26 protein-coding genes and 1 pseudogene are annotated in these 24,758 nt (G+C 62.9%); 24 read left to right on the top strand and 3 right to left on the bottom strand.

All coding sequences use genetic code 11. From position 1 onward, the window contains the following. Nucleotides 1-102: 102 nt before the first annotated feature. The 15 genes and pseudogenes from NKJ01_RS14270 to NKJ01_RS36460 all read left to right on the top strand — a co-directional run. The gene (locus tag NKJ01_RS14270) at nt 103-642 is read left to right on the top strand and encodes a protease inhibitor Inh/omp19 family protein (RefSeq protein ID WP_352728769.1); all 540 of its coding nucleotides are present in this window, start codon (nt 103-105) and stop codon (nt 640-642) included. 41 nt (nt 643-683) lie between these two features. Beyond that, complete coding sequence (gene zapE / locus NKJ01_RS14265) at nt 684-1,883, top strand: cell division protein ZapE (protein WP_352728767.1); 1,200 nt, start codon at nt 684-686, stop codon at nt 1,881-1,883. A gap of 486 nt (nt 1,884-2,369) precedes the next feature. Further along, on the top strand, nt 2,370-3,338 hold the full coding sequence (gene mdh / locus NKJ01_RS14260; RefSeq protein WP_352606045.1) for a malate dehydrogenase: 969 nt from the start codon (nt 2,370-2,372) through the stop codon (nt 3,336-3,338). Between the two features lie 16 nt (nt 3,339-3,354). Further along, the gene (sucC, locus tag NKJ01_RS14255; protein ID WP_352728765.1) at nt 3,355-4,548 is read left to right on the top strand and encodes an ADP-forming succinate--CoA ligase subunit beta; all 1,194 of its coding nucleotides are present in this window, start codon (nt 3,355-3,357) and stop codon (nt 4,546-4,548) included. 4 nt (nt 4,549-4,552) lie between these two features. Next, on the top strand, nt 4,553-4,924 hold the full coding sequence (locus tag NKJ01_RS14250) for a cupin domain-containing protein (protein WP_352728763.1): 372 nt from the start codon (nt 4,553-4,555) through the stop codon (nt 4,922-4,924). A gap of 3 nt (nt 4,925-4,927) precedes the next feature. After that, nucleotides 4,928-5,425 carry a DUF1579 family protein gene (locus NKJ01_RS14245; RefSeq protein WP_352728761.1) on the top strand — a complete coding sequence of 166 codons (498 nt, stop codon included), beginning with the start codon at nt 4,928-4,930 and terminating at the stop codon, nt 5,423-5,425. Between the two features lie 83 nt (nt 5,426-5,508). Then, nucleotides 5,509-5,814 carry a hypothetical protein gene (locus NKJ01_RS14240; RefSeq protein WP_352728759.1) on the top strand — a complete coding sequence of 102 codons (306 nt, stop codon included), beginning with the start codon at nt 5,509-5,511 and terminating at the stop codon, nt 5,812-5,814. After that, entirely contained in the window at nt 5,741-6,157 is a 417-nt protein-coding gene (locus NKJ01_RS14235; RefSeq protein WP_352728757.1) for a PIN domain-containing protein, read from the top strand. The genes NKJ01_RS14240 and NKJ01_RS14235 overlap by 74 nt, the downstream gene beginning before the upstream one ends. A gap of 27 nt (nt 6,158-6,184) precedes the next feature. Further along, nucleotides 6,185-7,087, top strand: coding sequence for a succinate--CoA ligase subunit alpha (gene sucD / locus NKJ01_RS14230; protein ID WP_023758901.1), 903 nt, complete (start codon nt 6,185-6,187; stop codon nt 7,085-7,087). A gap of 132 nt (nt 7,088-7,219) precedes the next feature. Further along, the gene (locus NKJ01_RS14225) at nt 7,220-10,207 is read left to right on the top strand and encodes a 2-oxoglutarate dehydrogenase E1 component (RefSeq protein ID WP_352728755.1); all 2,988 of its coding nucleotides are present in this window, start codon (nt 7,220-7,222) and stop codon (nt 10,205-10,207) included. Between the two features lie 67 nt (nt 10,208-10,274). Next, on the top strand, nt 10,275-11,555 hold the full coding sequence (gene odhB / locus NKJ01_RS14220) for a 2-oxoglutarate dehydrogenase complex dihydrolipoyllysine-residue succinyltransferase (RefSeq protein WP_352728753.1): 1,281 nt from the start codon (nt 10,275-10,277) through the stop codon (nt 11,553-11,555). 58 nt (nt 11,556-11,613) lie between these two features. Next, nucleotides 11,614-12,132: a hypothetical protein gene (locus NKJ01_RS14215; protein ID WP_352728751.1), complete on the top strand. Its 519-nt coding sequence runs from the start codon at nt 11,614-11,616 to the stop codon at nt 12,130-12,132. Further along, the gene (locus NKJ01_RS14210; RefSeq protein WP_352486151.1) at nt 12,129-12,884 is read left to right on the top strand and encodes an SDR family oxidoreductase; all 756 of its coding nucleotides are present in this window, start codon (nt 12,129-12,131) and stop codon (nt 12,882-12,884) included. Before NKJ01_RS14215 ends, NKJ01_RS14210 begins: the two co-directional genes overlap by 4 nt. A gap of 24 nt (nt 12,885-12,908) precedes the next feature. Then, nucleotides 12,909-14,315 carry a dihydrolipoyl dehydrogenase gene (lpdA, locus tag NKJ01_RS14205; protein WP_352728749.1) on the top strand — a complete coding sequence of 469 codons (1,407 nt, stop codon included), beginning with the start codon at nt 12,909-12,911 and terminating at the stop codon, nt 14,313-14,315. A gap of 682 nt (nt 14,316-14,997) precedes the next feature. Beyond that, nucleotides 14,998-15,123, top strand: a pseudogene (locus NKJ01_RS36460) (DUF2867 domain-containing protein); the annotation flags it as partial. A 2-nt stretch (nt 15,124-15,125) separates the two neighbouring features. Here the strand turns inward: NKJ01_RS36460 and NKJ01_RS14195 are convergent. Together NKJ01_RS14195 and NKJ01_RS14190 are read right to left on the bottom strand one after the other, a co-directional pair. Next, on the bottom strand, nt 15,126-16,196 hold the full coding sequence (locus NKJ01_RS14195) for a TraB/GumN family protein (RefSeq protein ID WP_023760972.1): 1,071 nt from the start codon (nt 16,194-16,196) through the stop codon (nt 15,126-15,128). 61 nt (nt 16,197-16,257) lie between these two features. Further along, nucleotides 16,258-17,196, bottom strand: a complete 939-nt coding sequence (locus tag NKJ01_RS14190) for a tyrosine recombinase XerC (RefSeq protein WP_352728745.1) — start codon at nt 17,194-17,196, stop codon at nt 16,258-16,260. Nucleotides 17,197-17,293: 97 nt separating this feature from the next. Here NKJ01_RS14190 and rimM point away from each other — a divergent pair, with 97 nt between their 5' ends. Together rimM and trmD are read left to right on the top strand one after the other, a co-directional pair. After that, nucleotides 17,294-17,893 carry a ribosome maturation factor RimM gene (rimM, locus tag NKJ01_RS14185; protein WP_023760970.1) on the top strand — a complete coding sequence of 200 codons (600 nt, stop codon included), beginning with the start codon at nt 17,294-17,296 and terminating at the stop codon, nt 17,891-17,893. Beyond that, on the top strand, nt 17,890-18,591 hold the full coding sequence (gene trmD / locus NKJ01_RS14180) for a tRNA (guanosine(37)-N1)-methyltransferase TrmD (RefSeq protein WP_352728743.1): 702 nt from the start codon (nt 17,890-17,892) through the stop codon (nt 18,589-18,591). Before rimM ends, trmD begins: the two co-directional genes overlap by 4 nt. Here trmD and NKJ01_RS14175 read toward each other — a convergent pair. Then, on the bottom strand, nt 18,573-19,325 hold the full coding sequence (locus tag NKJ01_RS14175; protein WP_352728741.1) for a sulfite exporter TauE/SafE family protein: 753 nt from the start codon (nt 19,323-19,325) through the stop codon (nt 18,573-18,575). The genes trmD and NKJ01_RS14175 overlap by 19 nt on opposite strands. Before the next feature lie 323 nt (nt 19,326-19,648). Between NKJ01_RS14175 and rplS the strand changes: the two genes are divergently transcribed. The 7 genes from rplS (at nt 19,649) to NKJ01_RS14140 (ending at nt 24,528) form a co-directional block, all read left to right on the top strand. Then, nucleotides 19,649-20,197 carry a 50S ribosomal protein L19 gene (gene rplS, locus NKJ01_RS14170; protein ID WP_023760967.1) on the top strand — a complete coding sequence of 183 codons (549 nt, stop codon included), beginning with the start codon at nt 19,649-19,651 and terminating at the stop codon, nt 20,195-20,197. 143 nt (nt 20,198-20,340) lie between these two features. Further along, nucleotides 20,341-20,775: an organic hydroperoxide resistance protein gene (locus tag NKJ01_RS14165; RefSeq protein WP_352486152.1), complete on the top strand. Its 435-nt coding sequence runs from the start codon at nt 20,341-20,343 to the stop codon at nt 20,773-20,775. Next, nucleotides 20,772-21,272 (top strand): MarR family winged helix-turn-helix transcriptional regulator, encoded by a 501-nt coding sequence (locus tag NKJ01_RS14160; protein WP_023760966.1) that lies wholly within the window; start codon nt 20,772-20,774, stop codon nt 21,270-21,272. The genes NKJ01_RS14165 and NKJ01_RS14160 overlap by 4 nt, the downstream gene beginning before the upstream one ends. Nucleotides 21,273-21,449: 177 nt before the next feature. After that, nucleotides 21,450-22,247 (top strand): transporter substrate-binding domain-containing protein, encoded by a 798-nt coding sequence (locus NKJ01_RS14155; protein WP_352606019.1) that lies wholly within the window; start codon nt 21,450-21,452, stop codon nt 22,245-22,247. 264 nt (nt 22,248-22,511) lie between these two features. After that, nucleotides 22,512-23,324, top strand: a complete 813-nt coding sequence (locus tag NKJ01_RS14150; protein WP_352728739.1) for an amino acid ABC transporter permease — start codon at nt 22,512-22,514, stop codon at nt 23,322-23,324. A 54-nt stretch (nt 23,325-23,378) separates the two neighbouring features. Next, nucleotides 23,379-24,014: a class I SAM-dependent DNA methyltransferase gene (locus NKJ01_RS14145; protein WP_352728737.1), complete on the top strand. Its 636-nt coding sequence runs from the start codon at nt 23,379-23,381 to the stop codon at nt 24,012-24,014. A 142-nt stretch (nt 24,015-24,156) separates the two neighbouring features. Further along, entirely contained in the window at nt 24,157-24,528 is a 372-nt protein-coding gene (locus tag NKJ01_RS14140) for a VOC family protein (protein WP_352728735.1), read from the top strand. The last annotated feature ends 230 nt before the right edge of the window (nt 24,529-24,758 follow it).

Here is a 24,758-nt window from a genome sequence, read left to right as displayed (position 1 = left end):
TATTTTAACCATATCGGGTTGAAATTTCGCCACCTTCTCCATCTTGGTGGAGGTGAGATTGTGCGGACGGCTTCCCCCCAGCCGGATCCGACGGAGGTTGGAATGACTTTTTCGAAAACCGGCCTGGTGGCCGTATCGCTGGCCGCGCTCGTTGCGAGCGGCTGTTCGACCTCACGCTTCTCGTCGATGGGCGATCAGCAGCCGGCACCGCTGGAGGCCGCGCCCGCCGGCAAGGTGACCGCGAACCAGCTGCCGCCGCCGGCGTCGCCCGGAACCACGGACCCGTCGCAATTCCCGACCGCGCCGGCGAATACGCAGGTGGCCTCGCTGCCGCCGGACGGTACGGCGCCCGCCGGAGCCTCGGATCTCAATGCCGCCAGCGTCGCCGGTGTCTGGAATGCCAGCGTTTCGGGCCAGAGCTGCAAGGTGGCGACGCCGCAGACCAAGTTCGGTGCCGGCTTCCGCGCCGGGCCGCTGCATTGCCCGGCACCGATCGGCGGCATCAAGTCGTGGAACGTCGCCGGCAAGCAACTGACGCTTTATGACGAGAATGGTGGCGCGCTGGCGCGGCTCTATTCCTCGGGCGGCTCGAAATTCGACGGCCAGACTTCGAACGGGCAGCCGATTTCGCTTACAAGATAGACATATTTTTTCCTGGAAATTGCTCCGGAACGACATGACCGATGCATCTGCGTGACGGCCTCCAGATACATGCGACCGTCAGGCAGCGTTACGACCATCTGGTGGAAACCGGGGCGATCGAACGCGATCCGCTACAGGAGCGGATCGCAGCTGCGCTTGACCGGCTGACCGATGAGATTTCGGCCAAGCGGCTGGCACAGAAGTCCAGCGCGCTGGGCTGGCTGTTTGCCCGCAAGCGCGGAACGCACGAGGCCGTCAAAGGGCTCTACATCCATGGCGGCGTCGGCCGCGGCAAGACCATGCTGATGGACATGTTCTTCGAGCTTGTGCCGGTGCGGCGCAAACGCCGCGTCCACTTCAACGACTTCATGGCCGATGTGCAGGACCGCATCCAGAAGCACCGGCAGGCACGCAAGAACGGCGACGTGAGGGAAGACGATCCGATCCCGCCCGTCGCCAAGGCGCTTGCCGAGCAGGCCTGGGTGCTGTGCTTCGACGAGTTCTCGGTCACCGACATTGCCGACGCGATGATCCTGTCGCGGCTGTTTTCGGCGCTGTTTGCCAACGGCGTGGTGCTGGTCGCCACCTCGAACGTGGCGCCGGAAGATCTTTACAGAGACGGGCTGAACCGCCAGCTTTTCCTGCCCTTCATCGGCATTCTGGAGCGGCATGCACAGGTGTTGGCGCTCGACGCCGACAAGGACTACCGGCTGGAAAAATTCGCCCGCATGCCGGTCTATGTCACGCCGGCCGGTGCGGCGGCCGACCAGATACTCGACGAGGCCTGGCAAGCCATGACGCATGGCGTGCCGGCTACGGAGACCTCGCTGACCCTCAAGGGCCGGCAAGTGGTCGTGCCGCGCGCCGCCGGCGATGCGGCGCGGTTTTCCTTCGCAGATCTCTGCGAAAGGCCGCTTGGGGCGCGCGACTACTTGGCAATCGCCGGGCGCTTTTCGACCATCTTCGTCGACCATGTCCCGGTACTCGCCGAAGGCAAGCGCAACGAGGCCAAGCGCTTCATCCTGTTGATCGACACGCTTTATGACCATCATGTACGGCTGGTGATGAGTGCAGAGGCTCCGCCGACGCAGCTTTATCTCGCAAAGCGCGGCGTCGAGGTCTTCGAATTCGAGCGCACGGCATCGCGCCTGATCGAGATGCAAAGCCACGATTGGCTGGAGGATTGGGCGGAGCGGCAGAAGGTGAAGGCGGCGCCAGAAGCGCAGCAGGCGCGCGCTTAGGCTCAGGTGGGCGACCCTCCCGCATCGTTGGTTATTGGCGAAACCGGCGCGACGATCGATCTCTCTACGCGGATGGCCGGCAAGCCAGAGGGCGTCGGCTCGACCGGGCGCGGCACAGATGGCGCCAGCGCTTCACGCGAGGCGACCCCCTTCGCCTTTGGCGACATCTCCCCTCGAGGGGAGAGATTTGGTGCCCGCATCACAAGGGCGTCATCTCCGCCATATATAGCCTTCTGATTTCCATGGCGATTGTGTAAATTCCCGCAAGTCGACTTATAAACTTTGACGTTTACGTAAGTCCCAATCACTCTAACCGATTGAAAATGCTCGCCTCAAAATAATCGTTTGAATTTATGCCGCTCCGAGGCTATTGGGTGCGGCGAAAGTCTCGCGGGTCCTCGCAGCATTCCAGCCTCTTCTTCGACGTGCCATCAAGTCGTTAAAAGATTTGAGACACCGTCACCGACAAAGGGAAAACATCCTGACATGGCACGCAACAAGATAGCGCTCATCGGCTCTGGCATGATCGGCGGCACGCTCGCCCATATGATCGGCCTCAAGGACCTCGGCGACGTGGTGCTGTTCGATATTGCCGAAGGTATCCCGCAAGGCAAGGGGCTCGATATCGCGCAGTCGTCGCCCGTCGATGGCTTCGACAGCCGCCTCACCGGCATCAACGACTATGCCGGTATCGAGGGTGCCGATGTCTGCATCGTCACCGCCGGCGTGCCGCGCAAGCCCGGCATGAGCCGCGACGACCTTCTGGGCATCAACCTCAAGGTCATGGAGCAGGTCGGCGCCGGGCTGAAGAAGTACGCGCCCAAGGCCTTTGTCATCTGCATCACCAATCCGCTCGACGCCATGGTCTGGGCGCTGCAGAAGTTCTCGGGCTTGCCCAAGAGCCATGTCGTCGGCATGGCCGGTGTGCTCGACAGTGCGCGCTTCCGCTATTTCCTGGCTGAGGAATTCAAGGTCTCGGTCGAGGACGTCACCGCCTTCGTGCTCGGCGGCCACGGCGATTCCATGGTGCCGATGATCCGCTATTCGACGGTGTCGGGCATTCCGCTGCCCGACCTCATCAAGATGGGCTGGACCTCGAAGGAAAAGCTCGACCAGATCGTACAGCGCACCCGCGACGGCGGCGCCGAGATCGTCGGCCTGCTCAAGACCGGCTCGGCCTATTACGCGCCGGCCGCCTCGGCGATCTCGATGGCCGAAGCCTACCTCAAGGACAAGAAGCGCGTGCTGCCGTGCGCCGCGTATCTTTCCGGCCAGTATGGCGTCAAGAACACCTATGTCGGCGTTCCCGTGGTGATCGGCGCCGGCGGCGTCGAGCGCATCATCGAGATCGACCTGAACAAGAGCGAGCAGAAGATGTTCGACAGTTCGGTGGCGACGGTGCAGGGCCTGACCGAGGCCTGCGTCAAGATCGCACCGCAGCTCGCCGCCAAGTAACCCGGAGAAAATCCAGATGAACATCCATGAGTATCAGGGCAAGGCGCTGCTGAAGTCGTTCGGCGCGCCGGTGGCCGAGGGCGTACCGGTGTTCAAGGCGAACGAAGCGGAAGCCGCCGCCAAGGCGCTCCCCGGTCCGCTTTATGTGGTGAAGAGCCAGATCCATGCCGGCGGCCGCGGCAAGGGCAAATTCAAGGAGCTTGGCCCGGATGCCAAGGGCGGTGTGCGGCTGGCGAAGTCGGTTGCCGACGTTGTCACCAACGCCAATGAGATGCTGGGCAATACTCTGGTGACCAAGCAGACCGGCCCGGCCGGCAAGCAGGTCAACCGCCTCTACATCGAGGACGGCGCCGACATCGAGCGCGAACTCTATCTGTCGATCCTCGTCGACCGCTCGGTCGGCCGCGTTGCTTTCGTCGTCTCGACCGAAGGCGGCATGGACATCGAAGCGGTCGCGCATGACACGCCGGAAAAGATCATCACTGTCGCCATCGATCCGGAAAAGGGCGTCACATCAGCCGACCTGAAGGCGCTCAACGGCGCGCTGAAGCTCGACGGCGACGCGGCCAAGGACGGCGATACGCTGTTCCCGATCCTCTACAAGGCCTTTGTCGAGAAGGACATGAGCCTGCTCGAGGTCAACCCGCTGATCGTCATGAAGAGCGGGCGGCTGCGCGTGCTCGACGCAAAAGTGTCGTTCGACAACAACGCGCTGTTCCGCCACCCGGACGTGCTCGAACTGCGCGATACCACCGAAGAGGACGAGAAGGAGATCGAGGCGTCGAAATACGACCTCGCCTATGTCGCGCTGGACGGCAATATCGGCTGCATGGTCAACGGCGCCGGCCTTGCCATGGCGACGATGGACATCATCAAGCTCTATGGCGCCGAACCTGCCAACTTCCTCGATGTCGGCGGCGGCGCGTCGAAGGAGAAGGTGACGGCGGCGTTCAAGATCATCACCAAGGATCCGGCGGTCAAGGGTATCCTGATCAACATCTTCGGCGGCATCATGAAGTGCGACATCATTGCCGAGGGCGTCATTGCCGCGGTCAAGGAAGTCGGCCTGGAAGTGCCGCTGGTGGTGCGCCTGGAAGGCACCAATGCCGAACTCGGCAAAAAGATCATCAACGACAGCGGCCTCAACGTGGTGTCTGCCGATGACCTCGACGACGCGGCCAAGAAGATCGTTGCGGCGGTGAAGGGCTGAGCGGATGCCTCCGCGCAAGATAAATCTGGTCGAGGCGGCGGATGCGAAGATCAGCAAGGTCTTCGATCCGCACATCGCCGGCGATGTCAATAACAGCCAGGCCAAGGTCGCCAAGTTCGGCGAAATCTTCGACTGGCACGCGCATGACAATGAGGACGAGGCCTTCCTCGTGCTGCGTGGGCGCATTGCCATCGATTTTCGCGACGGTCCGGTCGAGCTTGGCGAGGGCGATTTCATCGTCGTGCCGCGCGGCGTCGAGCACCGGCCGCGCTCGCTGACTTCGGAGCCCGTGGTGCTGATGTTCGAGCCGGCGACGACGCTCAACACCGGCAACGCCAAGAGCGACCTCACCGTCTCCGACCTGAAGCGGCTCTGACCCATGAACGCAGCCGCCTTCTCCTCGCTCTCGGCCGATCACCAGCGCCTGCAGGCGCTGGTTGGCGCGTGGCGTGGTGAGGAAGAGGTGGCGGCAACCCAATGGACCGATGCCGGCACAGCGACTTCCGAAGTGCTGGCTGAGGCACAGTTCGGCGGGCTGTTCGTGGTGCACCGCTATCGCCAGCGTCGCGACGGCACGGTCTCGTTCGGCGCGCACAGCGTGTTTGGCTTCGACCAGCAAAACAGCATCGCCACCATGCATCAGTTCGACTCGATGGGCTTCGTGCCGGCGGCGCCGGCCACGGGCACGTGGAGCGGCAACGAACTCACTCTGGAGCGGTCGTCGCCGCGCGGCGTCGCGCGCGTGACGTATGTTTTCGACGGTGCCGACGCCTACCGCATGCGATTGCAATTCAAACCTGTCGGCAGCGATGCCTGGCAGGACATGGTGAGCGGCGTTTACCGGCGCGTCTCGCCTTCCGAGTTAGGGGAAGGCTGAGCGATGCAGATCGTGGGCATGGCGGTTGAAAAAATACACATAATCACACACATATTGGCTGTGTATTTATGTGGAGACAAGCAATGAAGAATGTCACCCTAGCCATGGACGAGGCTTTGCTCGAAAAGGCGCGAGGCCTTGCCGGACGTCGCAACACCACGCTCAATGCCCTCATTCGTTCACTGCTTGCGCATGAAGTCGAGCAGGAAGACCGGATGGCCTGGGCCAAGGCGGGAATGCAGCGACTCATGGACGAGGCCGCGAGACGGAGCGACAGCGCCGACACCCCTTACAAGTGGGATCGAAGGGACGCCTATGCCGACCGGGAGGATCGATTGCTTTCTCGACACGAACGTCCTGATCTACGCGGCTTCGGAGAAGAATCGTGATCCACGCCGCGCGCCGATCGCTGCAAAACTGGTATCGAGCACCATCTTTGGCTTGTCGGGGCAAACCTTGGCCGAATTCGCCGCAGTGTCGCGAGCGAAATCCCTCCTGGGCGATGACCGGCTCGACCAGTGGCTGGTTCTCCTCGGGACCTGTCCTTTGGTGCCCGTCGACGAAAGCTACGTCCGTTCTGGGCTGGACCTCGCGCGCCGTTTCGGAATTCACTACTACGACGCCGCGCTTCTCGCGGCGGCCGGGTATCTCGGTGCGCCGATTTTCTACACTGAGGGTCTCAACCACAACCAGGTTTATGGCTCGGTACGAGCCGTCAATCCTTTCTTGTAATCGCTGAATCCAGAGGCGTTATCACCCATGTCCATTCTCGTCGACAAGAACACCAAGGTGCTGGTGCAGGGCCTGACCGGCAAGACCGGCACGTTCCACACTGAACAGGCGCTGGCCTATCACGGCACCAAGATGATCGGCGGCATCCATCCCAAGAAGGGCGGCGAGACCTGGACCGGCTCGAAGGGCGAAAGCCTGCCAATCTTCGCCACCGTCGCCGAGGGCAAGGAGAAGACCGGCGCCAACGCTTCAGTCGTCTATGTGCCGCCGGCGGGCGCCGCCGAAGCCATCCTGGAGGCGATCGAGGCCGAGATCCCGCTGATCATCTGCATCACCGAAGGCATACCGGTGATGGACATGATCAGGGTCAAGGCGCGGCTCGACCGCTCGACCTCGAGGCTGATCGGCCCGAACTGCCCGGGCGTCTTGACGCCCAACGAATGCAAGATCGGCATCATGCCCGGAAACATCTTCCGCAAGGGCTCGGTCGGCGTTGTTTCGCGCTCGGGAACGCTTACCTATGAGGCAGTGTTCCAGACCACCAATGTCGGCCTCGGCCAGACCACCGCCGTCGGCATTGGCGGCGACCCCGTCAAGGGCACCGAGTTCATCGACGTGCTCGAGATGTTCCTCGCCGACGACGAGACCAAGTCGATCATCATGATCGGCGAGATCGGCGGTTCGGCCGAGGAAGACGCCGCGCAGTTCCTCAAGGACGAAGCCAAGCGTGGCCGCAAGAAGCCGATGGCCGGCTTCATCGCCGGGCGCACGGCGCCGGCCGGCCGCACCATGGGTCATGCGGGCGCGGTCATCTCTGGCGGCAAGGGCGGCGCCGAGGACAAGATCGCGGCAATGGAATCGGCCGGCATCAAGGTATCGCCCTCGCCGGCAAGGCTGGGCACGACGCTGGTCGAGGCGATCAAGAGTTAAAGCGAGTAGCGAGTAGTGAATAGCGAATAGGGAAAACAGAGTAGCGGTGCGACCACGGGGCAATCCCTACTCGCTATTCGCTACTCCCTATTCGCTCAAACAGGAGACGGAGCCGGGCTCCGCGGACAAAAAATGGCAAGACAAGATCAGGCCAACGACCAGTTTTCGCTCACCTCTTTCCTCTATGGCGGCAATGCCGATTACATCGACGCGCTCTATGCCGCCTATGAGGACGATCCGGCCTCGGTCAATGCCGAATGGCAGGAGTTCTTCGCCGGGCTGAAGGACGATGCCGGCGATGTGCGCAGGAACGCCAAGGGCGCCTCCTGGGCGAAGCCGTCCTGGCCGCTGCAGGCCAATGGCGAACTGGTCTCGGCGCTAGACGGCAATTGGGGCATCGTCGAGAAGACCATCGAAAAGAAGGTCAAGGACAAGGCGGTCACCAACGGCGTCGTCCTTTCCGATGCCGACGTACACCAGGCGACGCGCGATTCCGTGCGCGCCATCATGATGATCCGCGCCTACCGCATGCGCGGCCATCTGCATGCCAATCTCGATCCGCTCGGCATCGCCAAGCCGCTCGAGGACTACAACGAATTGTCGCCGGAAAATTACGGCTTCACCGAAGCCGATTACGACCGGCCGATCTTCCTCGACAATGTGCTCGGGCTTGAATTCGGCAGCATCCGGCAAATGCTGGAAATCCTCACCCGCACCTATTGCTCGACGCTGGGCGTCGAGTTCATGCATATTTCCGATCCTGAGGAAAAAGCCTGGATCCAGGCGCGCATCGAGGGCGCCGACAAGGAGATCTCCTTCACCGCCACCGGCAAGAAGGCGATCCTGCAGAAGCTGGTCGAATCCGAAGGTTTCGAACAGTTCATCGACGTCAAGTACAAGGGCACCAAGCGTTTCGGGCTCGATGGCAGTGAAGCGTTGATCCCGGCGCTGGAGCAGATCATCAAGCGCGGCGGCCAGCTCGGCATGAAGGAGATCGTGCTCGGCATGGCGCATCGCGGCCGGCTGAACGTGCTCTCCCAGGTGATGGCCAAGCCGCACCGCGCCATCTTCCATGAATTCAAGGGCGGCTCGGCCGCGCCCGACGAAGTCGAGGGTTCGGGCGACGTCAAGTACCATCTCGGCGCCTCGTCGGACCGCGAGTTCGATGGCAACAAGGTGCATTTGTCGCTGACCGCCAATCCCTCGCATCTGGAAATCGTCGACCCGGTGGTGATGGGCAAGGCGCGCGCCAAGCAGGATTATCTGTTCGGCCGCAGCCGCGAGGAAATCGTGCCGCTGGAAGAACGCGCCAAGGTGCTGCCACTCTTGCTGCACGGCGACGCCGCCTTCGCCGGCCAGGGCGTGATCGCCGAAATTCTCGGCCTGTCCGGCCTGCGCGGCCACCGGGTCGCCGGCACGCTGCATTTCATCATCAACAACCAGATCGGCTTCACCACCAATCCGCGTTTCTCGCGCTCGTCGCCCTATCCGTCAGACGTGGCCAAGATGATCGAGGCGCCGATCTTCCACGTCAATGGCGACGACCCGGAAGCCGTGGTGCACGCCACCAAGGTGGCGATCGAATTCCGCATGAAGTTCCACAAGCCCGTGGTGGTGGACATGTTCTGCTACCGCCGCTTCGGCCACAATGAAGGCGACGAGCCGGCCTTCACCCAGCCGATCATGTATCGCAACATCCGCACCCACAAGACCACGGTACAGATATACGCCGACCGCCTGATTGCCGAAGGCCACATCACCCAGGCCGAATTCGACCGGATGAGGGCCGACTGGCGCGCGCATCTGGAATCCGAGTGGGAAGTCGGCCAGCATTACAAGCCCAACAAGGCCGATTGGCTCGACGGCGCATGGTCGGGCCTGCGCACGGCCGACAACCAGGATGAACAGCGGCGCGGCAAGACCGCCATGCCGGTCAAAACGCTGAAGGAAATCGGCAAGAAGCTGACCGAGGTGCCGAAGGATTTCGAGGCGCACAAGACGATCATCCGCTTCCTCGAAAACCGCCGCCAGGCGATCGAATCCGGCGAAGGCATCGACTGGTCGACGGCGGAGGCGCTGGCCTTCGGCGCCATCCTGCTCGACGGCAATCCGATCCGCCTGTCGGGACAGGATTCCGAACGCGGTACCTTCTCGCAGCGCCATTCCGTGCTCTACGACCAGCGCGACGAGACCCGCTACATCCCGCTCAACAATCTGTCGGCCGCACAGGCCGGCTACGAAGTCATCAACTCGATGCTTTCGGAAGAGGCGGTGCTGGGCTTCGAATATGGCTACAGCCTGGCCGAGCCGAAGGCGCTGACGCTATGGGAAGCCCAGTTCGGCGACTTCGCCAACGGCGCCCAGGTGGTGTTCGACCAGTTTATCTCTTCAGGAGAGCGCAAGTGGCTCCGAATGTCGGGCCTCGTGTGCCTGTTGCCGCATGGCTATGAAGGCCAGGGCCCGGAACACTCCTCGGCCCGGCTCGAGCGCTTCCTGCAGCTTTGCGCCGAAGACAACATGCAAGTCGCCAACTGCACGACGCCGGCCAACTACTTTCACATCCTGCGCCGCCAGCTGAAGCGCGACTTCCGCAAGCCGCTGATCCTGATGACGCCGAAGTCGCTGCTGCGCCACAAGCGGGCGGTGTCGACGCTGCCGGAAATGTCGGGTGAAAGCTCGTTCCACCGGCTGCTTTGGGACGATGCCCAGCTGCTGCCCAACCAGGCGATCAAGCTCACCAAGGATTCGAAGATCCGCCGCGTCGTACTATGCTCGGGCAAGGTCTATTACGACCTCTACGAGGAGCGCGAGAAGCGCGGCATCAACGACATCTATCTGCTGCGCGTCGAACAGCTCTATCCGTTCCCGGCCAAGGCGCTGATCACCGAACTGTCGCGCTTCCGCAATGCCGAGATGGTCTGGTGCCAGGAGGAGCCCAAGAACATGGGCGCCTGGTCGTTCATCGACCCGTATCTGGAATGGGTGCTGGCCCATATCGACGCCAAGCATCAGCGGGTGCGCTACACCGGCCGCCCGGCGGCTGCCTCGCCGGCGACCGGGTTGATGTCCAAGCACCTTGCCCAGCTCGCCGCCTTGCTTGAAGACGCGCTTGGTGAATAGAACAGAGCGCCCCAATAGAGCAGAATTGGGCTGACAAAACAGAACCCGACAAAAACGGACAGGCACAATGGCTACCGAAATCCGCGTTCCCACTCTCGGCGAATCCGTCACCGAAGCGACCATCGGCAAATGGTTCAAGAAGGTCGGCGATGCCATTGCCGCCGATGAGCCGCTGGTCGAGCTCGAAACCGACAAGGTGACGGTGGAAGTGCCCGCCGCCGCCGCCGGGAGGCTGAGCGAGATCACCGCCAAGGAAGGCGAGACGGTCGGCGTCGGCGCGCTGCTTGGTTCAATTTCGGCAGATGGCGCGGCCGCGGCGACTGCGACCAAGCCGCAGGCGGTGTCGCAGGCCTCGTCGCCGGATGCAGCATCGACCGGCAAGCAGGCGGCGGCCGAGACCGCCAAGATTGCCGGCGATGCCGGACCGGTCGAGCCGCGCAGCATGCCGCCGGCGCCGGCGGCGGCGAAACTGATCGCCGAACACAATCTCTCGGTCGACCAGCTCTCGGGTTCGGGCAAGCGCGGCCAGGTGCTGAAGGGCGACGTGCTCGACGCCATCTCCAAGGGTGCGCCATCGCAGCCGGCCGAGACACCCAAGGCCACACCGGCACCGGTTGCCATGCGCGCGCCGTCCTCTGGCGACGACGCATCGCGCGAGGAACGTGTGCGCATGACCAAGCTGCGCCAGACCATCGCGCGCCGTCTAAAGGAAGCGCAGTCGACCGCCGCCATGCTGACCACCTTCAACGAGGTCGACATGTCAGCGGTGATGGCACTCAGGGCCAAGTACAAGGACGTGTTCGAGAAGAAGCATGGCGTGAAGCTCGGCTTCATGGGCTTCTTCACCAAGGCCGTGACCCACGCCTTGAAGGAAATCCCTTCGGTCAATGCAGAGATCGACGGCACCGATATCATCTTCAAGAACTACGCCCATATCGGCGTCGCCGTCGGCACCGAAAAGGGCTTGGTCGTGCCGGTCGTGCGCAATGCCGACCAGATGTCGATCGCCGAGATCGAAAAGGACATCGGCCGGCTGGGCATCGCCGCGCGCGACGGCAAGCTGTCGGTCGCCGACATGCAAGGTGGCACGTTCACGATCTCCAATGGCGGCGTTTACGGGTCGCTGATGTCGACGCCGATCCTCAACGCGCCGCAGTCGGGCATCCTGGGCATGCACAAGATCCAGGACCGGCCTGTCGTGGTCGGCGGCCAGATCGTGATCCGGCCGATGATGTATCTGGCGCTCAGCTACGATCACCGCATCGTCGATGGCAAGGAAGCGGTGACCTTCCTCGTCCGCGTCAAGGAAAGCCTGGAGGATCCGGAACGGCTGGTGCTCGATCTCTAGGATTGGTGCCGATCCGGCTGTTAAACGGTAGGCAGGGGGAAGGGATCTGCGCAGCAGAATGACGATTTGTTCCCTTAGCCTTTCTAGGGTGCTTTCGTTCGTATCGATCGCGGGCGGCATGGCGTTGGCCGTCGCTGGCGCCCATGCCGCCTGTCCGATCGGGCTCGCCGTCTATGGCGATGCCCAAAGCGGCAGCGAGATCGATTTTACGCCAACCGGCACCTCGGAGACCGTCACCAACACGTTCCGCATGATCCTCGACAACAATGTCGTGCTGAACGGCATCGTCATGTGGAACGAGGGCGTGTCGCGGCCCAACGGCGCGCTCATGTACAAATGCCCGGACGGCGACGTTACCGGCGAGGAGCTTGCCGCCTGCACGGCCTGGCATGGCGTCATCTACGCATCGGATGACGAGGGCAGCATCGGGCTGCTGCCGTCTGAAAGCGTCGAGGCGCCTAAGACGCTGATACTGCCGGATCTCGGGCCGTCGCTGCGCCAATCCTCGGCCTATGGCGGCAGCGGGTTTTCGAAGGTGCCGTGGGCTGTATTTGCCTTGAAGGGATGTCAGGAATGAGCGGGACGCAAAAGGTGTTGCTGGTCACCGGCGGCAGCCGCGGCATTGGCGCCGCGATCTGCCGGCTCGGCTCGAAGGCCGGCTACCGGCTGGGAATCAACTACGCTTCGAACCGGAATGCCGCCGACGCATTGGTCGCCGAGATCAAGGCCGGCGGCGGCGAGGCTTTTGCCGTCAAGGGCGATGTCGGCGCCGAGTCCGATATCGTGGCCATGTTTGGCGCTGTAGACCGCGCCTATGGCCGGCTCGATGCCTTCGTCAACAATGCCGGCATCGTCGACGTCAAGGCGCGCGTCGATGAAATGGATGTGGCGCGGCTCGAGCGCATGATGCGCATCAATGTCGTCGGCTCGTTCCTCTGCGCCCGCGAGGCGGTCAAGCGCATGTCGACCCGCCACGGCGGCTCGGGCGGATCCATCGTCAACATCTCGTCGGCGGCAGCGACATTGGGCTCGCCGGGCGAATTTGTCGACTATGCCGCCTCCAAGGGTGCCATCGACACTTTTACCATCGGGCTCGCCCGTGAAGTCGCGCTGGAAGGTATCCGCGTCAATGCGGTGCGGCCGGGCCTCATCGATACCGAGATCCATGCCTCTGGCGGACAGCCGGACAGGATAGAACGGTTCCGCGATATACTGCCGATGAAAAGAGCGGGCACCGCGGATGAAGTCGCGAGTGCGGTTCTCTATCTCCTATCCGATGCGGCGTCCTATACGACGGGCGCGATCCTGAATGTCAGCGGCGGCCGCTGAGCCCCAATCAAGAAGGACAGTATCATGGCTTATGACGTCGTTATCATCGGATCGGGACCGGGCGGCTATGTCTGCGCCATCAAGGCGGCGCAGCTCGGGCTGAAGGTCGCGGTGGTCGAGAAGAACGCGACCTTCGGCGGCACCTGTCTCAACATCGGTTGCATCCCGTCCAAGGCGCTGCTCCATGCCTCCGAGATGTTCGCCGAGGCCGGGCATTCTTTCGACACGCTGGGCGTCGAGATACCGGCGCCGAAGCTGAACCTGAAGAAGATGATGGCGCACAAGGACGCGACGGTGTCTTCGAACGTCAACGGCGTCGCTTTCCTGTTCAAGAAGAACAAGATCGACGCGTTTCGCGGCACCGGCAAGGTGATCGCAGCCGGCAAGGTCTCGGTGACCGGCGAGGACGGCAAGGTCGAGGAGATCGAGACGAAGAACATCGTCATCGCCACCGGCTCCGATGTCGCCGGCATTCCCGGCGTCAAGGTCGACATTGATGAGAATGTGATCGTGTCTTCGACCGGGGCGCTGTCGCTGGAGAAGGTGCCCGGCCATCTGGTGGTGGTCGGAGGCGGGGTTATCGGGCTCGAGCTCGGCTCGGTGTGGGCCCGGCTCGGCGCCAAGGTCACCGTGGTCGAGTTCCTCGACACGATCCTGGGCGGGATGGACGGCGAGGTCTCCAAGCAGTTCCAGCGGCTTTTGTCGAAGCAAGGTTTCGAGTTCAAGCTCGGCGCCAAGGTCACCGGCGTCGCCAAGGCCAAGAAGGGCGCGACCGTCACTTTTGAGCCGGTCACGGGCGGTGCCGCCGAGACCATCGAAGCCGACGCGGTGCTGATTTCGACGGGGCGCCGCGCCTATTCCGACAGCCTCGGGCTGAAGGAAGCCGGCGTCGAGGTCGACGAACGCGGCCGTGTCAAGATCGATGGCCATCTGCGGACCAACGTTCCCGGCATCTACGCTATCGGCGATGTCATCGCCGGACCGATGCTTGCGCACAAGGCCGAGGACGAGGGCGTGGCGGTGGCGGAAACCATTGCCGGCCAGGCCGGCCACGTGAACTATGACGTCATTCCGAGTGTCGTCTACACCAGCCCGGAAATCGCCTCGGTCGGCAAGACCGAGGAAGAGCTGAAGAAGGCAGGCATCGACTACAAGGTGGGAAAGTTTCCCTTCAGCGCCAATGGCCGGGCACGCGCCATGCTGCATACCGACGGATTTGTGAAGATCCTCGCCGACAAGACGAGCGACCGCGTGCTCGGCGTGCATATCGTCGGCTTTGGCGCGGGCGAGCTGATCCACGAGGCGGCGGTGCTGATGGAGTTCGGCGGCTCGTCCGAGGATCTCGCCCGCACCTGCCACGCACATCCGACGATGTCGGAAGCGGTCAAGGAGGCGGCGTTGGCGACGTTCTTCAAGCCGCTCCACATTTAGCTAAGGCGATCAACGCTTCGTGGTCCCGGGGCGGAGCGGAGCCGCATTTCTCGGCTAACCTCGCGACATGAATCCTTGGCTCAAGCCGAGGAGCGACCGGCGCTATAGCCTAAACAAAACGGCCCACCTTTCGGTGGGCCGTTTGTATTTGATGTCGGGCCGATTTATTGGGCCGGCGCAGGGGCCGGCGCAGGGGCCGGAGCAGGCGCGGGCGCGGGCGCTGGTGCCGGAGCAGGCGCTGGTGCTGGCGCAGGTTCGGCCGGCTTCATCGGTTCCGCCGGTGCGGGTGCAGGGGCCGGTGTGCTGGCCGCCGGCGGCTCGGCCGGTGCCGGGTGCTCACCACTTCTTCCGAAAACATAATACGCGACAACCGCCAGAATAACGACGACCAGTGCAATCAGCCAACCACTGCCGCCGCCGCCGCCACTTGGCCTCGGAGTGTTGGTGGATGGATTGAACGGGTCGTTTGGATTCGGTGCGTTCGCCATAAAACTGTCCTCCGTGGATGAAAAATATCAATCAACACCAATTAACGCGCAATCACCTAACTGGTTTCACGCTAGGGTTGGAAAACGCCAAAAACAAGGGCAATCCTGCCTCTCTAGAGGCAAAATGGCGTCGTTTCGCCACGCAGTGTGCCACGTTCGCGCCTGCTATGGTCGTTTCTGAGGATTTGCCATGTCAGGAGGTGGCCGCAACGACCATCGTCAAGACGCACAATTGGCTCGGGCGCGCGTATCTGGCGATTGTCATGCCGTTTCACCGGATCATCGTTCCGGCGATGCTGGCTCAGGTTTTGACCAAATAGAGCTAGAATGCGACAGGTGTAACGCTGTAGCCGGCCTTGCGGAAATCCTCGACCAGGCCTTCGGGGCCGGGAAGGTGGAGCGCGCCGACCGCCATGAAGGCATTGCCCTTGGCAAGGATCGGCTCGGCATGTTCGACCATCACCTTGTTGCGGCTGGTGATCATGGTCTCCTCGAACGACGCATAGCCCGCCGGGTCGTCCTGCCCTCCCGGCATGGCGGCGCGAAACAGCGGCCAGAACATGCCGGTGTCGCCGCGCTGGTAGAGCACGATCATGGTCTCGTTGATATCGTTGACCTTGTCGCCGAGCTTCAGCGTGTCGACGAGGCCCTTCATGTGAAAGGCCAGCGGCAGCGAGGCCATGGCGCGCAGCTGGCTTTCAGCCGTCTCCAGCCCTTCCACCGGCTTTCCGGCAGCCTTTGCACCCTCCGCCAACTTGACGTCGAGCACCGGTGCGCCGCCGGACTGGCGGGCGAGCTCGCAGGCCGGCAATGCCATCATGGCCGACAGCATCCACGGCTTCATCTTGGCAACGGTCGCCGGCGGGATGCCGCGCGCGTCGAGGGCGGTGTTCATGGCCGCGGCATCGTCGGGTGACAACAGCGACGACAGCGTCGTCGAGTCGGTGAACATCATCAGGTCCGGTTCCTTGAGCATCGCGACCATCATCTTCTGCTTGTCGAGCACGTCGGTGGTTTCGATGACGATGGTGCCGGCGGCGTCATAGGCCTTCTGCGCGTCCGCGGGCAGCGTGGTGACGCGCGGGTCGGTCATGTGCATGGTGCCGAACAGGAAGGATGGTTTTTCGCCCGGCTTTTCCAGCTTCCACAACAGGCCCTTGCCGTTCGGCGTCGCCGCGGCTTCGGCCTCTATCTTGCGGTAGGTCGCCGGATCATTCTTCTGCAACGCCGACAGCATGTCGGCGCCGCTGCAGGTCGGGATTTCGGCATGTGCCCTGCCGGCCGCGAACAGCAAGACGGCGAGGAACGACAGAAAAAACAGGACGTTGAGCGCAACAAGCAGCTTCAGGGATACGTGAGCTGCACGGTCGGCGATGGCGATGACGCGTTTCATGATCCTCTTCTAAGACCGAAAAGCGGCAAAACGGTTAACCTGCACGGCGAAATTGAAGGGTTTATGCCCTTGGATGGGCGGATTCGTAGATTTCGAGCAGTCTTGCGGTGTCGACGCCGGTGTAGATCTGCGTCGTCGACAGGCTGGCGTGGCCCAAGAGCTCCTGGATGGTGCGCAGGTCGCCGCCGCGCCCGAGCAGATGCGTAGCGAAGGAATGGCGCAGCGCATGCGGCGTCGCGGTGTCGGGCAGGTTGAGCGCCGAGCGCAGCTTGGCCATGTCGCGCTGGACTATGGCCGGGTTGAGCGGGCCGCCGCGCGCACCGCGAAACAGCAGGCCCTTGGGGTCGAGATGATAGGGGCAGAGCCGGCGGTATTCGGCGATTGCCCGCAGCGCCACAGGCAGCACCGGCACCAGCCGCGTCTTGCCGCCCTTGCCGGTGACGCGCAATACTGTGTCGGCCGCCGACCCCAGGTCGGCACCGGCCAGGCCAAGCGCCTCGGAAATACGCAGGCCGGAGCCGTAGAGCAGCGTCAGCACGGCGGCGTTGCGGGCAGCGATCCAGGGTTCTTCCGCCAATTGACCCTCGACGGAAACGACATGCTTGGCATCGCTCGCCGTCAGCGGCTTGGGCAGCGATTTGGGCTGGCGCGGCGCGCGCAACGCGGCAGCGCCAGCCGCGTTGGCGAGGCCGCGCCGTTCGAGGAAACGCAGCAACGAGCGGATGCCGGCGAGACCACGGCCAAGCGTTCGGGCCCCGGCGCCGGCGTTGCGCCGCGCGGCGAGAAAGCCGCGCAGATCGGCCGGGCGCAGGTTGGCGATGTCCGCAATTCCGGGCGAGCCGCCGCAATGGCCGGTCAGGAAATGCAGGAACTGCCTGACGTCACGCTCATAGGCTTCGACGGTTTCCGGCGACAGTCGGCGTTCGCGCGCGAGCATCGTCAGCCAGCTTTCACGCGCCGCCTGGAGATCGGGTTTGGCCGGGATGAGGAATTCTTGCATGGCGGCATTTTCGGGTATTCGGGTTAGGAAGCGGTGAAGAGCCCGTCATTGAAATGGCAGCCGCGTGGGGCTAGAGCAGCCCAAAGGATATTTCGCCATGAGCAAGCCCCAGAACCCTGTCCAGATGGCCGTGATCGGCGCCGCCCATGGCATCAAGGGCGAACTCAGGGTGAAGACCTTCACCGGCGAGCCGATGGCGCTGGCCGATTATGGCCCGCTCTATGCCAGGGACGGCCGCGCTTTCCAGATCATCGACATCAGGCCCGCCAACACCGTCGTCGTGGTGCGTTTCAAGGGTATCAGTGATCGCAACGCCGCCGAGGCGCTGGCCGGCACGGAGCTGTTCGTCGATCGCTCGATGCTGCCGGACGACGGCGAAGAAGACGAATTCTATCATGCCGACCTCGTCGGCCTGGAAGTCCGGGACGACACGGGTGCCGTGCTCGGCAAGGTCGTCGCCGTGCATAATTTCGGCGGCGGTGATATCCTCGATGTGACGCTGGGCGGGCGCAAGGGCGTGCTGATCCCGTTCACGCAGGCTGCGGTGCCACAAGTGTCGATTGCCGAAGGCTTCGTCCGAGTCGACCCGGCGGCGGCCGGGCTGGTCGACGACGCGGACGGCGATGGCCCGCGCGAAGAAGACTTCGACCCGAAGGGCAGGCCGCGCGGACCGAGCGACGCCGGGGGCAACCGGTGAGTTTTTTCGCCTCCGTGCTGACGCTCTATCCCGAAATGTTTCCGGGCGCGCTCGGCCTGTCGTTGGCCGGGCGGGCGCTCGAGGCCGGCACATGGTCGCTGGAGGCGATCCAGATCCGCGACTTCGCCACCGACCGCCACCGCACCGTCGACGACACACCGGCCGGCGGCGGCGCCGGTATGGTGATGCGTGCCGATGTGCTGGCGAAAGCCATAGACCATACCTCGCCGCCAAGTGATGCACGGCCACGGCTTTTGATGAGCCCGCGCGGCAGACCGCTGACCCAGGCACGGGTGCGCGAACTGGCCGCGGGTCCTGGTGCCGTCATCCTGTGCGGGCGTTTCGAAGGCGTAGACCAGCGGGTGATCGACGCGCGCGGCCTGGAAGAGGTTTCGATCGGCGATTTCATCCTCTCTGGCGGCGAGCCCGCCGCACTGGCGCTGCTCGATGCGGTGGTGCGGTTGTTGCCGGGCGTCATGGGCAATGCAGTATCGGGCGAGGAAGAAAGTTTCGAGAACGGCCTGCTCGAACACCCGCACTATACAAGACCGCAGGAATTCGAAGGCCGCGAGATTCCCGAGGTGCTGATTTCTGGCAACCACAAGAAGATCGCCGCATGGCGGCGGGCGGAATCGGAAAAGCTGACGGCGGAGAGGCGTCCGGACCTGCTTGCTGCTGCTCAGCCCTTGGTGAAGTAGTAAAAGGCAAGAAACAGGCCGACGGCGACGACGAAGCCGCGCACCGCGTTCTGCGGCACGCGCTTGGCGATCCAGACGCCGGCATAGCCGCCCATCGCGCCACCCGGGATCATGATGATCGCCTGAGGCCAGGCAACGACGCCGCCCGAGACGAAGACGGCGATCGCGACAGCGGCGATGACCACGGCCAGCATGTTCTTCAGTGCGTTCAGCCGATGGTAGTCGCCGGCTTGTGTGAGGCCGAGCGTTGCCAGCATCATCACGCCCATGCCGGCGCCGAAGAAGCCGCCATAGACGGCGGTGACGAACTGCGCCAGCGAGCCGGCGAGTGAGCCCACGGAAGCTTCATGGCCGGGTTTTGGCGCGGGCTTTAGCCACGGCCCTGCGGCGAACAGCGCCGTCGCGCCTAATAGCAGCCATGGCACCAAGGCGCGAAACGATGGGTTATCCAGCGCCAACAAGATCAGTGCGCCGGCCAGCGCGCCGGACGCCGAGATCAGGCACAGCACAAGCGCGCCGCGCCAGAAATGCCTGATGTCGGCCGAGTAGGCGAGCGTCGAGGTGATGTAGCCTGGAAATTGCGTGACCGAGGACGTGGCGTTGGCGACGATCGGCGGCAGGCCGACCAGTGTCATGGCGCCGAAGGTGATGAAGGTGCCACCGCCGGCGAACGCATTGGCGGCGCCTGACAGAAAGCCCGCCAGGAACAGCAGGATGGCATCGAATACAGACATGGAGGTGGTGCTCAAAACTGTGGTGTTGCAGGCTTAGGGGGCCTGAGGGACGGGAGCAACCCGGCACGGCAAGATTACGATGGTGCCATCCGACCAGAAAATGCGAGGCCAAGGCGTGACAAAGCTGCAAAATAGCTGTATGTGCCCGCCCGTACCGGCCAGAAAGAATCTGCCGGACCCGTCAACAATGACGGTGTAGTCGTCCCTGCCCGATGTTTCAAAGACAACGTCTCGAACAAAGGGCATAGCCAAGCGGTCAATGGAACTGCAAGGTGAGTGTCGGACGCTCTGACTGTCGGAAGAACAAGAAGTGGACTTTTGAGATGGATATTCTCCGTCAGCTCGAGGCCGAACAGGCCGCCAAGATCGAAGCCAAGCGCAAGCTTCCCGAATTCCAGCCTGGCGACACCGTGCGCGTCCAGGTCCGCGTGACCGAAGGCACCCGCACTCGCGTCCAGGCTTATGAGGGCGTCGTCATCGCCCGCGCCGGCGCCGGCTTCCAGGAGAACTTCACCGTTCGCAAGATTTCCTACGGCGAAGGCGTCGAGCGCGTGTTCCCGGTCTACTCGCCGATGGTCGAAGGCGTCGAGATCGTGCGCCGTGGCAAGGTGCGTCGCGCCAAGCTCTACTACCTGCGCGATCGTCGCGGCAAGTCGGCCCGTATTTCGGAAAACACCGGCGTGCGCGCCCGCAAGCTGAATGACGAGGAGCGCGATGCGCTGAACGCCGAGAAGGCCCGCATCGAGGCCGAGAAGGTAGCCGCCGCCGAGGCTCTGGCCGCTGAGAAGGCCGCCCAGGACGCCGCCGAGAAGAAGGCCGCCGCCGAGGCCGCTGAAGCCGCCAAGGCTGCCGAAGCAGCCACCGCCGAATAAGGTTTTCGACGAGCATGTTCAAAAAGGCGGCTTCGGCCGCCTTTTTGAGTTCCCGGAGAACAGTTGGGCTGGCTGAAATCCGCGGTTGACTCGGTTTATATCGTGTACTAAATAATCGCGCACGATTTAACTGGAGAAGCGAAATGCCTGCATTGTATTCCACCCAAGCCCGCGCCGTCGGCGGCCGCGCCGGCCATGTCCAGAGCAATGATGGCCTGCTCAGCCTCGACCTTGCCATGCCCAAGGAGCTGGGCGGCAAGGGCGGCGCCACCAATCCCGAGCAGCTTTTCGCCGCCGGCTATGCCGCCTGTTTCGAAAGCGCCATGCGCTTCATCGCCGGCAAGCAGAAACTGCCGCTGCAGGACGCCTCGGTGACGGCCAATGTCAGCCTGCACAGCAATGCGCAGGGCGGATTTGTGCTTGGCGTATCGCTCGCGGCGGAAACGAAAGGTCTTGATCAAACGGCGGCGGAAGCGCTTGTATCGGCGGCGCATCAGGTTTGCCCCTATTCCAACGCCATCAAGGGCAACATCGAAGTGACGCTTTCGGCAAAGGCGCTTCCGGCAAAGGCAGCATGACCGCGGAAACGACAACCACGTCCACACATGCCCCGGCGCAATTCTCCGGGGTGGCAAAACTCGATCAACAGCTCTGCTTCGCGCTCTATTCGGCAAGTGGGCTGATGACGCGGCTGTATCGTCCGTTGCTCGATCCGCTCGGCCTGACCTATCCGCAATATCTGGCGATGCTGGCGCTGTGGGAGCGCTCACCGAGCACAGTGGGCGAACTTGGCGAGGCGCTCGGGCTCGATTCTGCGACGCTGACGCCGCTGCTCAAGCGGCTGGAGGCCGGCGGCCTAGTCACGCGCCGTCGCGACCCCGCCGACGAGCGCCGGGTTCTGGTGGAGCCGACGGCGAAGGGCCAGGCACTGCGCGAGCAGGCCAGAAGCGTACCGGCAGCGATGCTTTGCAATCTGCCGTTGGACGTCGACGAGTTGAAGTACCTGCACCACACCCTGACGCGGTTCGTCTCCGGCTTGCGCAAGGCGGATCCCGGCACCGCGAGCCCGAGCTGATCGCAGCCGCAGCACTGATCCTTCTCGAATTGCGGGATTGAAAGCATTGGAATCCGCTTTCGCGTGCACTGACGCAGCGGAGCGTCTTGCATGACGCCTGCGGAAAGCTAAAGTCGGCGCCGGATTTTCCTGCAAACCCGGCCATGCCCGGGTCATTCAATTCCCGGGGAGTGTGTCATGACCAAATCGAAACTGCTGCTGGCAGGCCTGCTTGCCTTCATCCTCGCGCCTGTTGCCACGTTCGCGCAGGCGCTGCCCGACCTTGGCGGCAAGAAAGTTGTGGTAGTGACCGAAAACGCCTATCCGCCGCTGCAGTTCATCGACGCCAAGACCGGCAAGCAGATCGGCTGGGAATATGATGCGATGAACGAGATCGCCAAGCGGCTCAATTTCACGGTCGAGTACCAGAACACCTCCTGGGACGCGATGATCCAGGCGGTTTCCGACAACCAGTACAACATCGGCATGACCGGCATCACCATCAAGGACGACCGCAAGGAGAAGGTGGATTTCTCCGACCCCTATATGCGTTCGGAACAGTTCATGCTGGTGCGCGGCGATGAAAGCCGCTTCACCGACGCCAAGACCTTCGGCGCCTTCAAGGACGGCTTGATCGGCGCGCAGGCCGGCACCACGCCCTTCTACACCGCGGTCTACAGCGTGCTCGACGGCAACGAGCAGAACCCGCGCATCAAGCTGTTCGAGACGTTTGGTGCGACGGTGCAGGCGCTGAAATCCGGGGACGTCGATGTCGTGCTGACCGACGGCACCGCAGGCAAAGGCTATGTCGATGCTTCCGAAGGCAAGCTGAAGTTGATCGGCGGACCGCTCGGCACCGAGGATTTTGGCTTTATCTTCCCGAAGGGTTCGGATTTGGTGAAGCCGGTCAACGCGGCCATCGCGGCGTTGAAGGCCGACGGGACGCTCGATGCGCTGAACAAGAAATGGTTTCTTGATTACAAGATGGGGCAGTAGGCCTCCTTGCCACGCGCATTACATGATGGTTATGCGCGACAATTCGCGCTGACTTTGCGCTTGAACGCCCCCCTCTGCCCTGCCGGGCATCTCCCCCTCAAGTGGGGAGATTGGCTGTTCATTCTGATTTCGCCAATCGCAAACGTTAGAGAAAGAGCGACGTCATCGAGGCTGCCAATCTCCCCCCTTGAGGGGGAGATGTCCGGCAGGATAGAGGGGGGTGGCCTGGCGCGTCGCGACATTTGCTTGGCCGGCATCGCCTGAATGTCGACGCATGCATCTTCCTGCAAAGCCGACTTCCCCTGGTGGCTCGTCGTTGCTGTAACCGTAGCGATCGCGGTGGCCGTCTTCGTCGCCACCAGCAACCTCTACGCCCAGGTCTTCGCCACGGTTGCCAAGGGTATCGGCATCACCATCTTCGTCACCGTGATCGCCTTCGTGCTGGCCTCGGTCATTGGCCTCGGCATTGCGCTGATGGGAATGTCCGGCTCACGCTGGCTACGCCAGATGGCCCGCTTCTATGTCGAGATCATCCGCGGCGTGCCGATCCTGGTGCTGTTGTTCTGGATCGCCTTTGTCGGTGCACCGGCCTTCGTCACGGCCTGGAACGCGCTGACCGAGCCGCTGCAAAGCGCCGGCATGCTGGGCGAGTTGCTGGTGCGCGACGTGTCACTCTTGTGGCGTGCCATCATGGCGCTGACCATTGGCTATTCGGCCTTCATCTCGGAGGTTTTCCGAGCCGGCATCCAGGCGGTGGAAAAGGGTCAGATCGAAGCGGCGAAGGCACTCGGGCTGAGCCGGGCGCAACGCTTTCGGCTGATCGTATTCCCGCAAGCGATCCGCACCATCCTGCCGCCGCTCGGCAATGATTTCGTCGCCCTGGTCAAGGATTCATCGCTGGTCTCGGTGCTCGGTGTCGCCGACATCACGCAGATGGGCAAGGTCTATGCCGCCGGCTCGTTCCGCTTCTTCGAAACCTATTCGATCGTGGCCTATATCTATCTTATCCTGACCGTAGGCCTGTCCTTGGCCTTGCGGGCACTGGAACGGCGGCTGCGTCGCCAACACGAGCAATAGTTTTCGGGCCAAGACAGCGCTACGATCCCTCAGCATTCTCGTCGAGGAGGTCCCATGATCGTCGACAAAGCCAATGCGGCGCTGGATTCGGTCTATACGGCCGACACGCCGGAGGCGCTTGAAGAGGCCTATGCCGCATGGGCCGCGACCTATGATAGCGAGACCGCATCGCTCGGCTATCTCCTGCCTTTCCTGATCGCTGCTTGGGTGGCGCGCCATGTGCCGGCAGGCGACGGGCCATTGCTCGATGCCGGCTGCGGCACCGGCCTTTCGGGGCCGTCACTGAAAGCGCTCGGCTACCGCGACATTGCCGGGCTCGACCTTTCCGACGACATGCTGAAGATCGCCGGCAGCCGCAATGCCTATAGCGAGCTGAAGCGGGCGATGCTGGGCGGGACTCTGCCTTGGCCGGACGGCCACTTCCGTGCCTTCTTGTCCGCCGGCGTGTTCACCATCAGCCATGCGCCGGCGTCTGGCCTGAATGAACTGGTGCGCATCACCCGGAAGGGCGGACATGCGATCTTCACCGTGCGCGACCAGGTGTTCGAGAGCGGCGGCTTTCAGGCTGTGTTCGACCAACTGGAGCAGACGAAAAGATGGCGGGCGGTCGAGCAAAGCCCATGGTTCCGCTGCTATGCGATCGCCGAGCCGGACGCGTTGGTGAAGACGTTTGTGTTCGAAATCCTGTAGCGGAATGAAGTTTGGTCCTCGCCATCCAAGCACCCCATCGGTCGGAACCATGTACACGTCGGTGCGTTCCAAAACCGTGGGGCTGCGCCTCACCGCTACTATGGCGCCGCCGCAGTATCTCGGCACAAGAGGAGAAGGCTGAATGGCGTCCGTCCGTTATATCGTTGCCGACATAGACAAGGCGGTAGAATTCTACCGAGACAATCTCGAATTCAAGGTCGAAATGCACAATCCTGGCAAGTTCGCAGCGCTGCTTCGCGACGATCTTACCTTGTATCTCAGCGCTCCAGGTGCGGGAAGCGGTGGTCAGGCCGGAGGTGAACCGGAGCCAGGCGGATGGAACAGGTTCATGATCATAACCCAAGGGCTGGACACCCTGATCAGCCGGCTGCGCGCGGCCGACGCGACGTTCCGCGGGGACATCAGCGATGGCGGCGCTGGCCGGGCTATTCTGCTTGAAGATCCATCGGGCAATGTCATTGAGCTGTTCGAATTCAAGAAGGACAGACAGTGATCTCCCCATTTCGTGGGGCGGGCAACCAGGTTCCGCGAAGGCACGCAATTGCCGAAAAGCCAAAACATTGGTATGAGCCACGCCATGGAAGAGCTATTTGGCGATCCGGCCTATAAGGGGTTCGTGCTGCAGGACAGGAAACGCCTGCCGTCGCGCTTCTCCGCGCGCGTGTCCGGGGCGCTGACCAGCCGACTTTGCTAGGCCGACCTGGCCAGGTCGTTTCGCCGGGC

It is taken from the genome of Mesorhizobium sp. M0276 (assembly GCF_040321755.1).
GTDB lineage: Bacteria > Pseudomonadota > Alphaproteobacteria > Rhizobiales > Rhizobiaceae > Mesorhizobium.
Note: the sequence above shows the minus strand (reverse complement) of the source record. Positions and strands in the feature narration are given on the sequence as shown.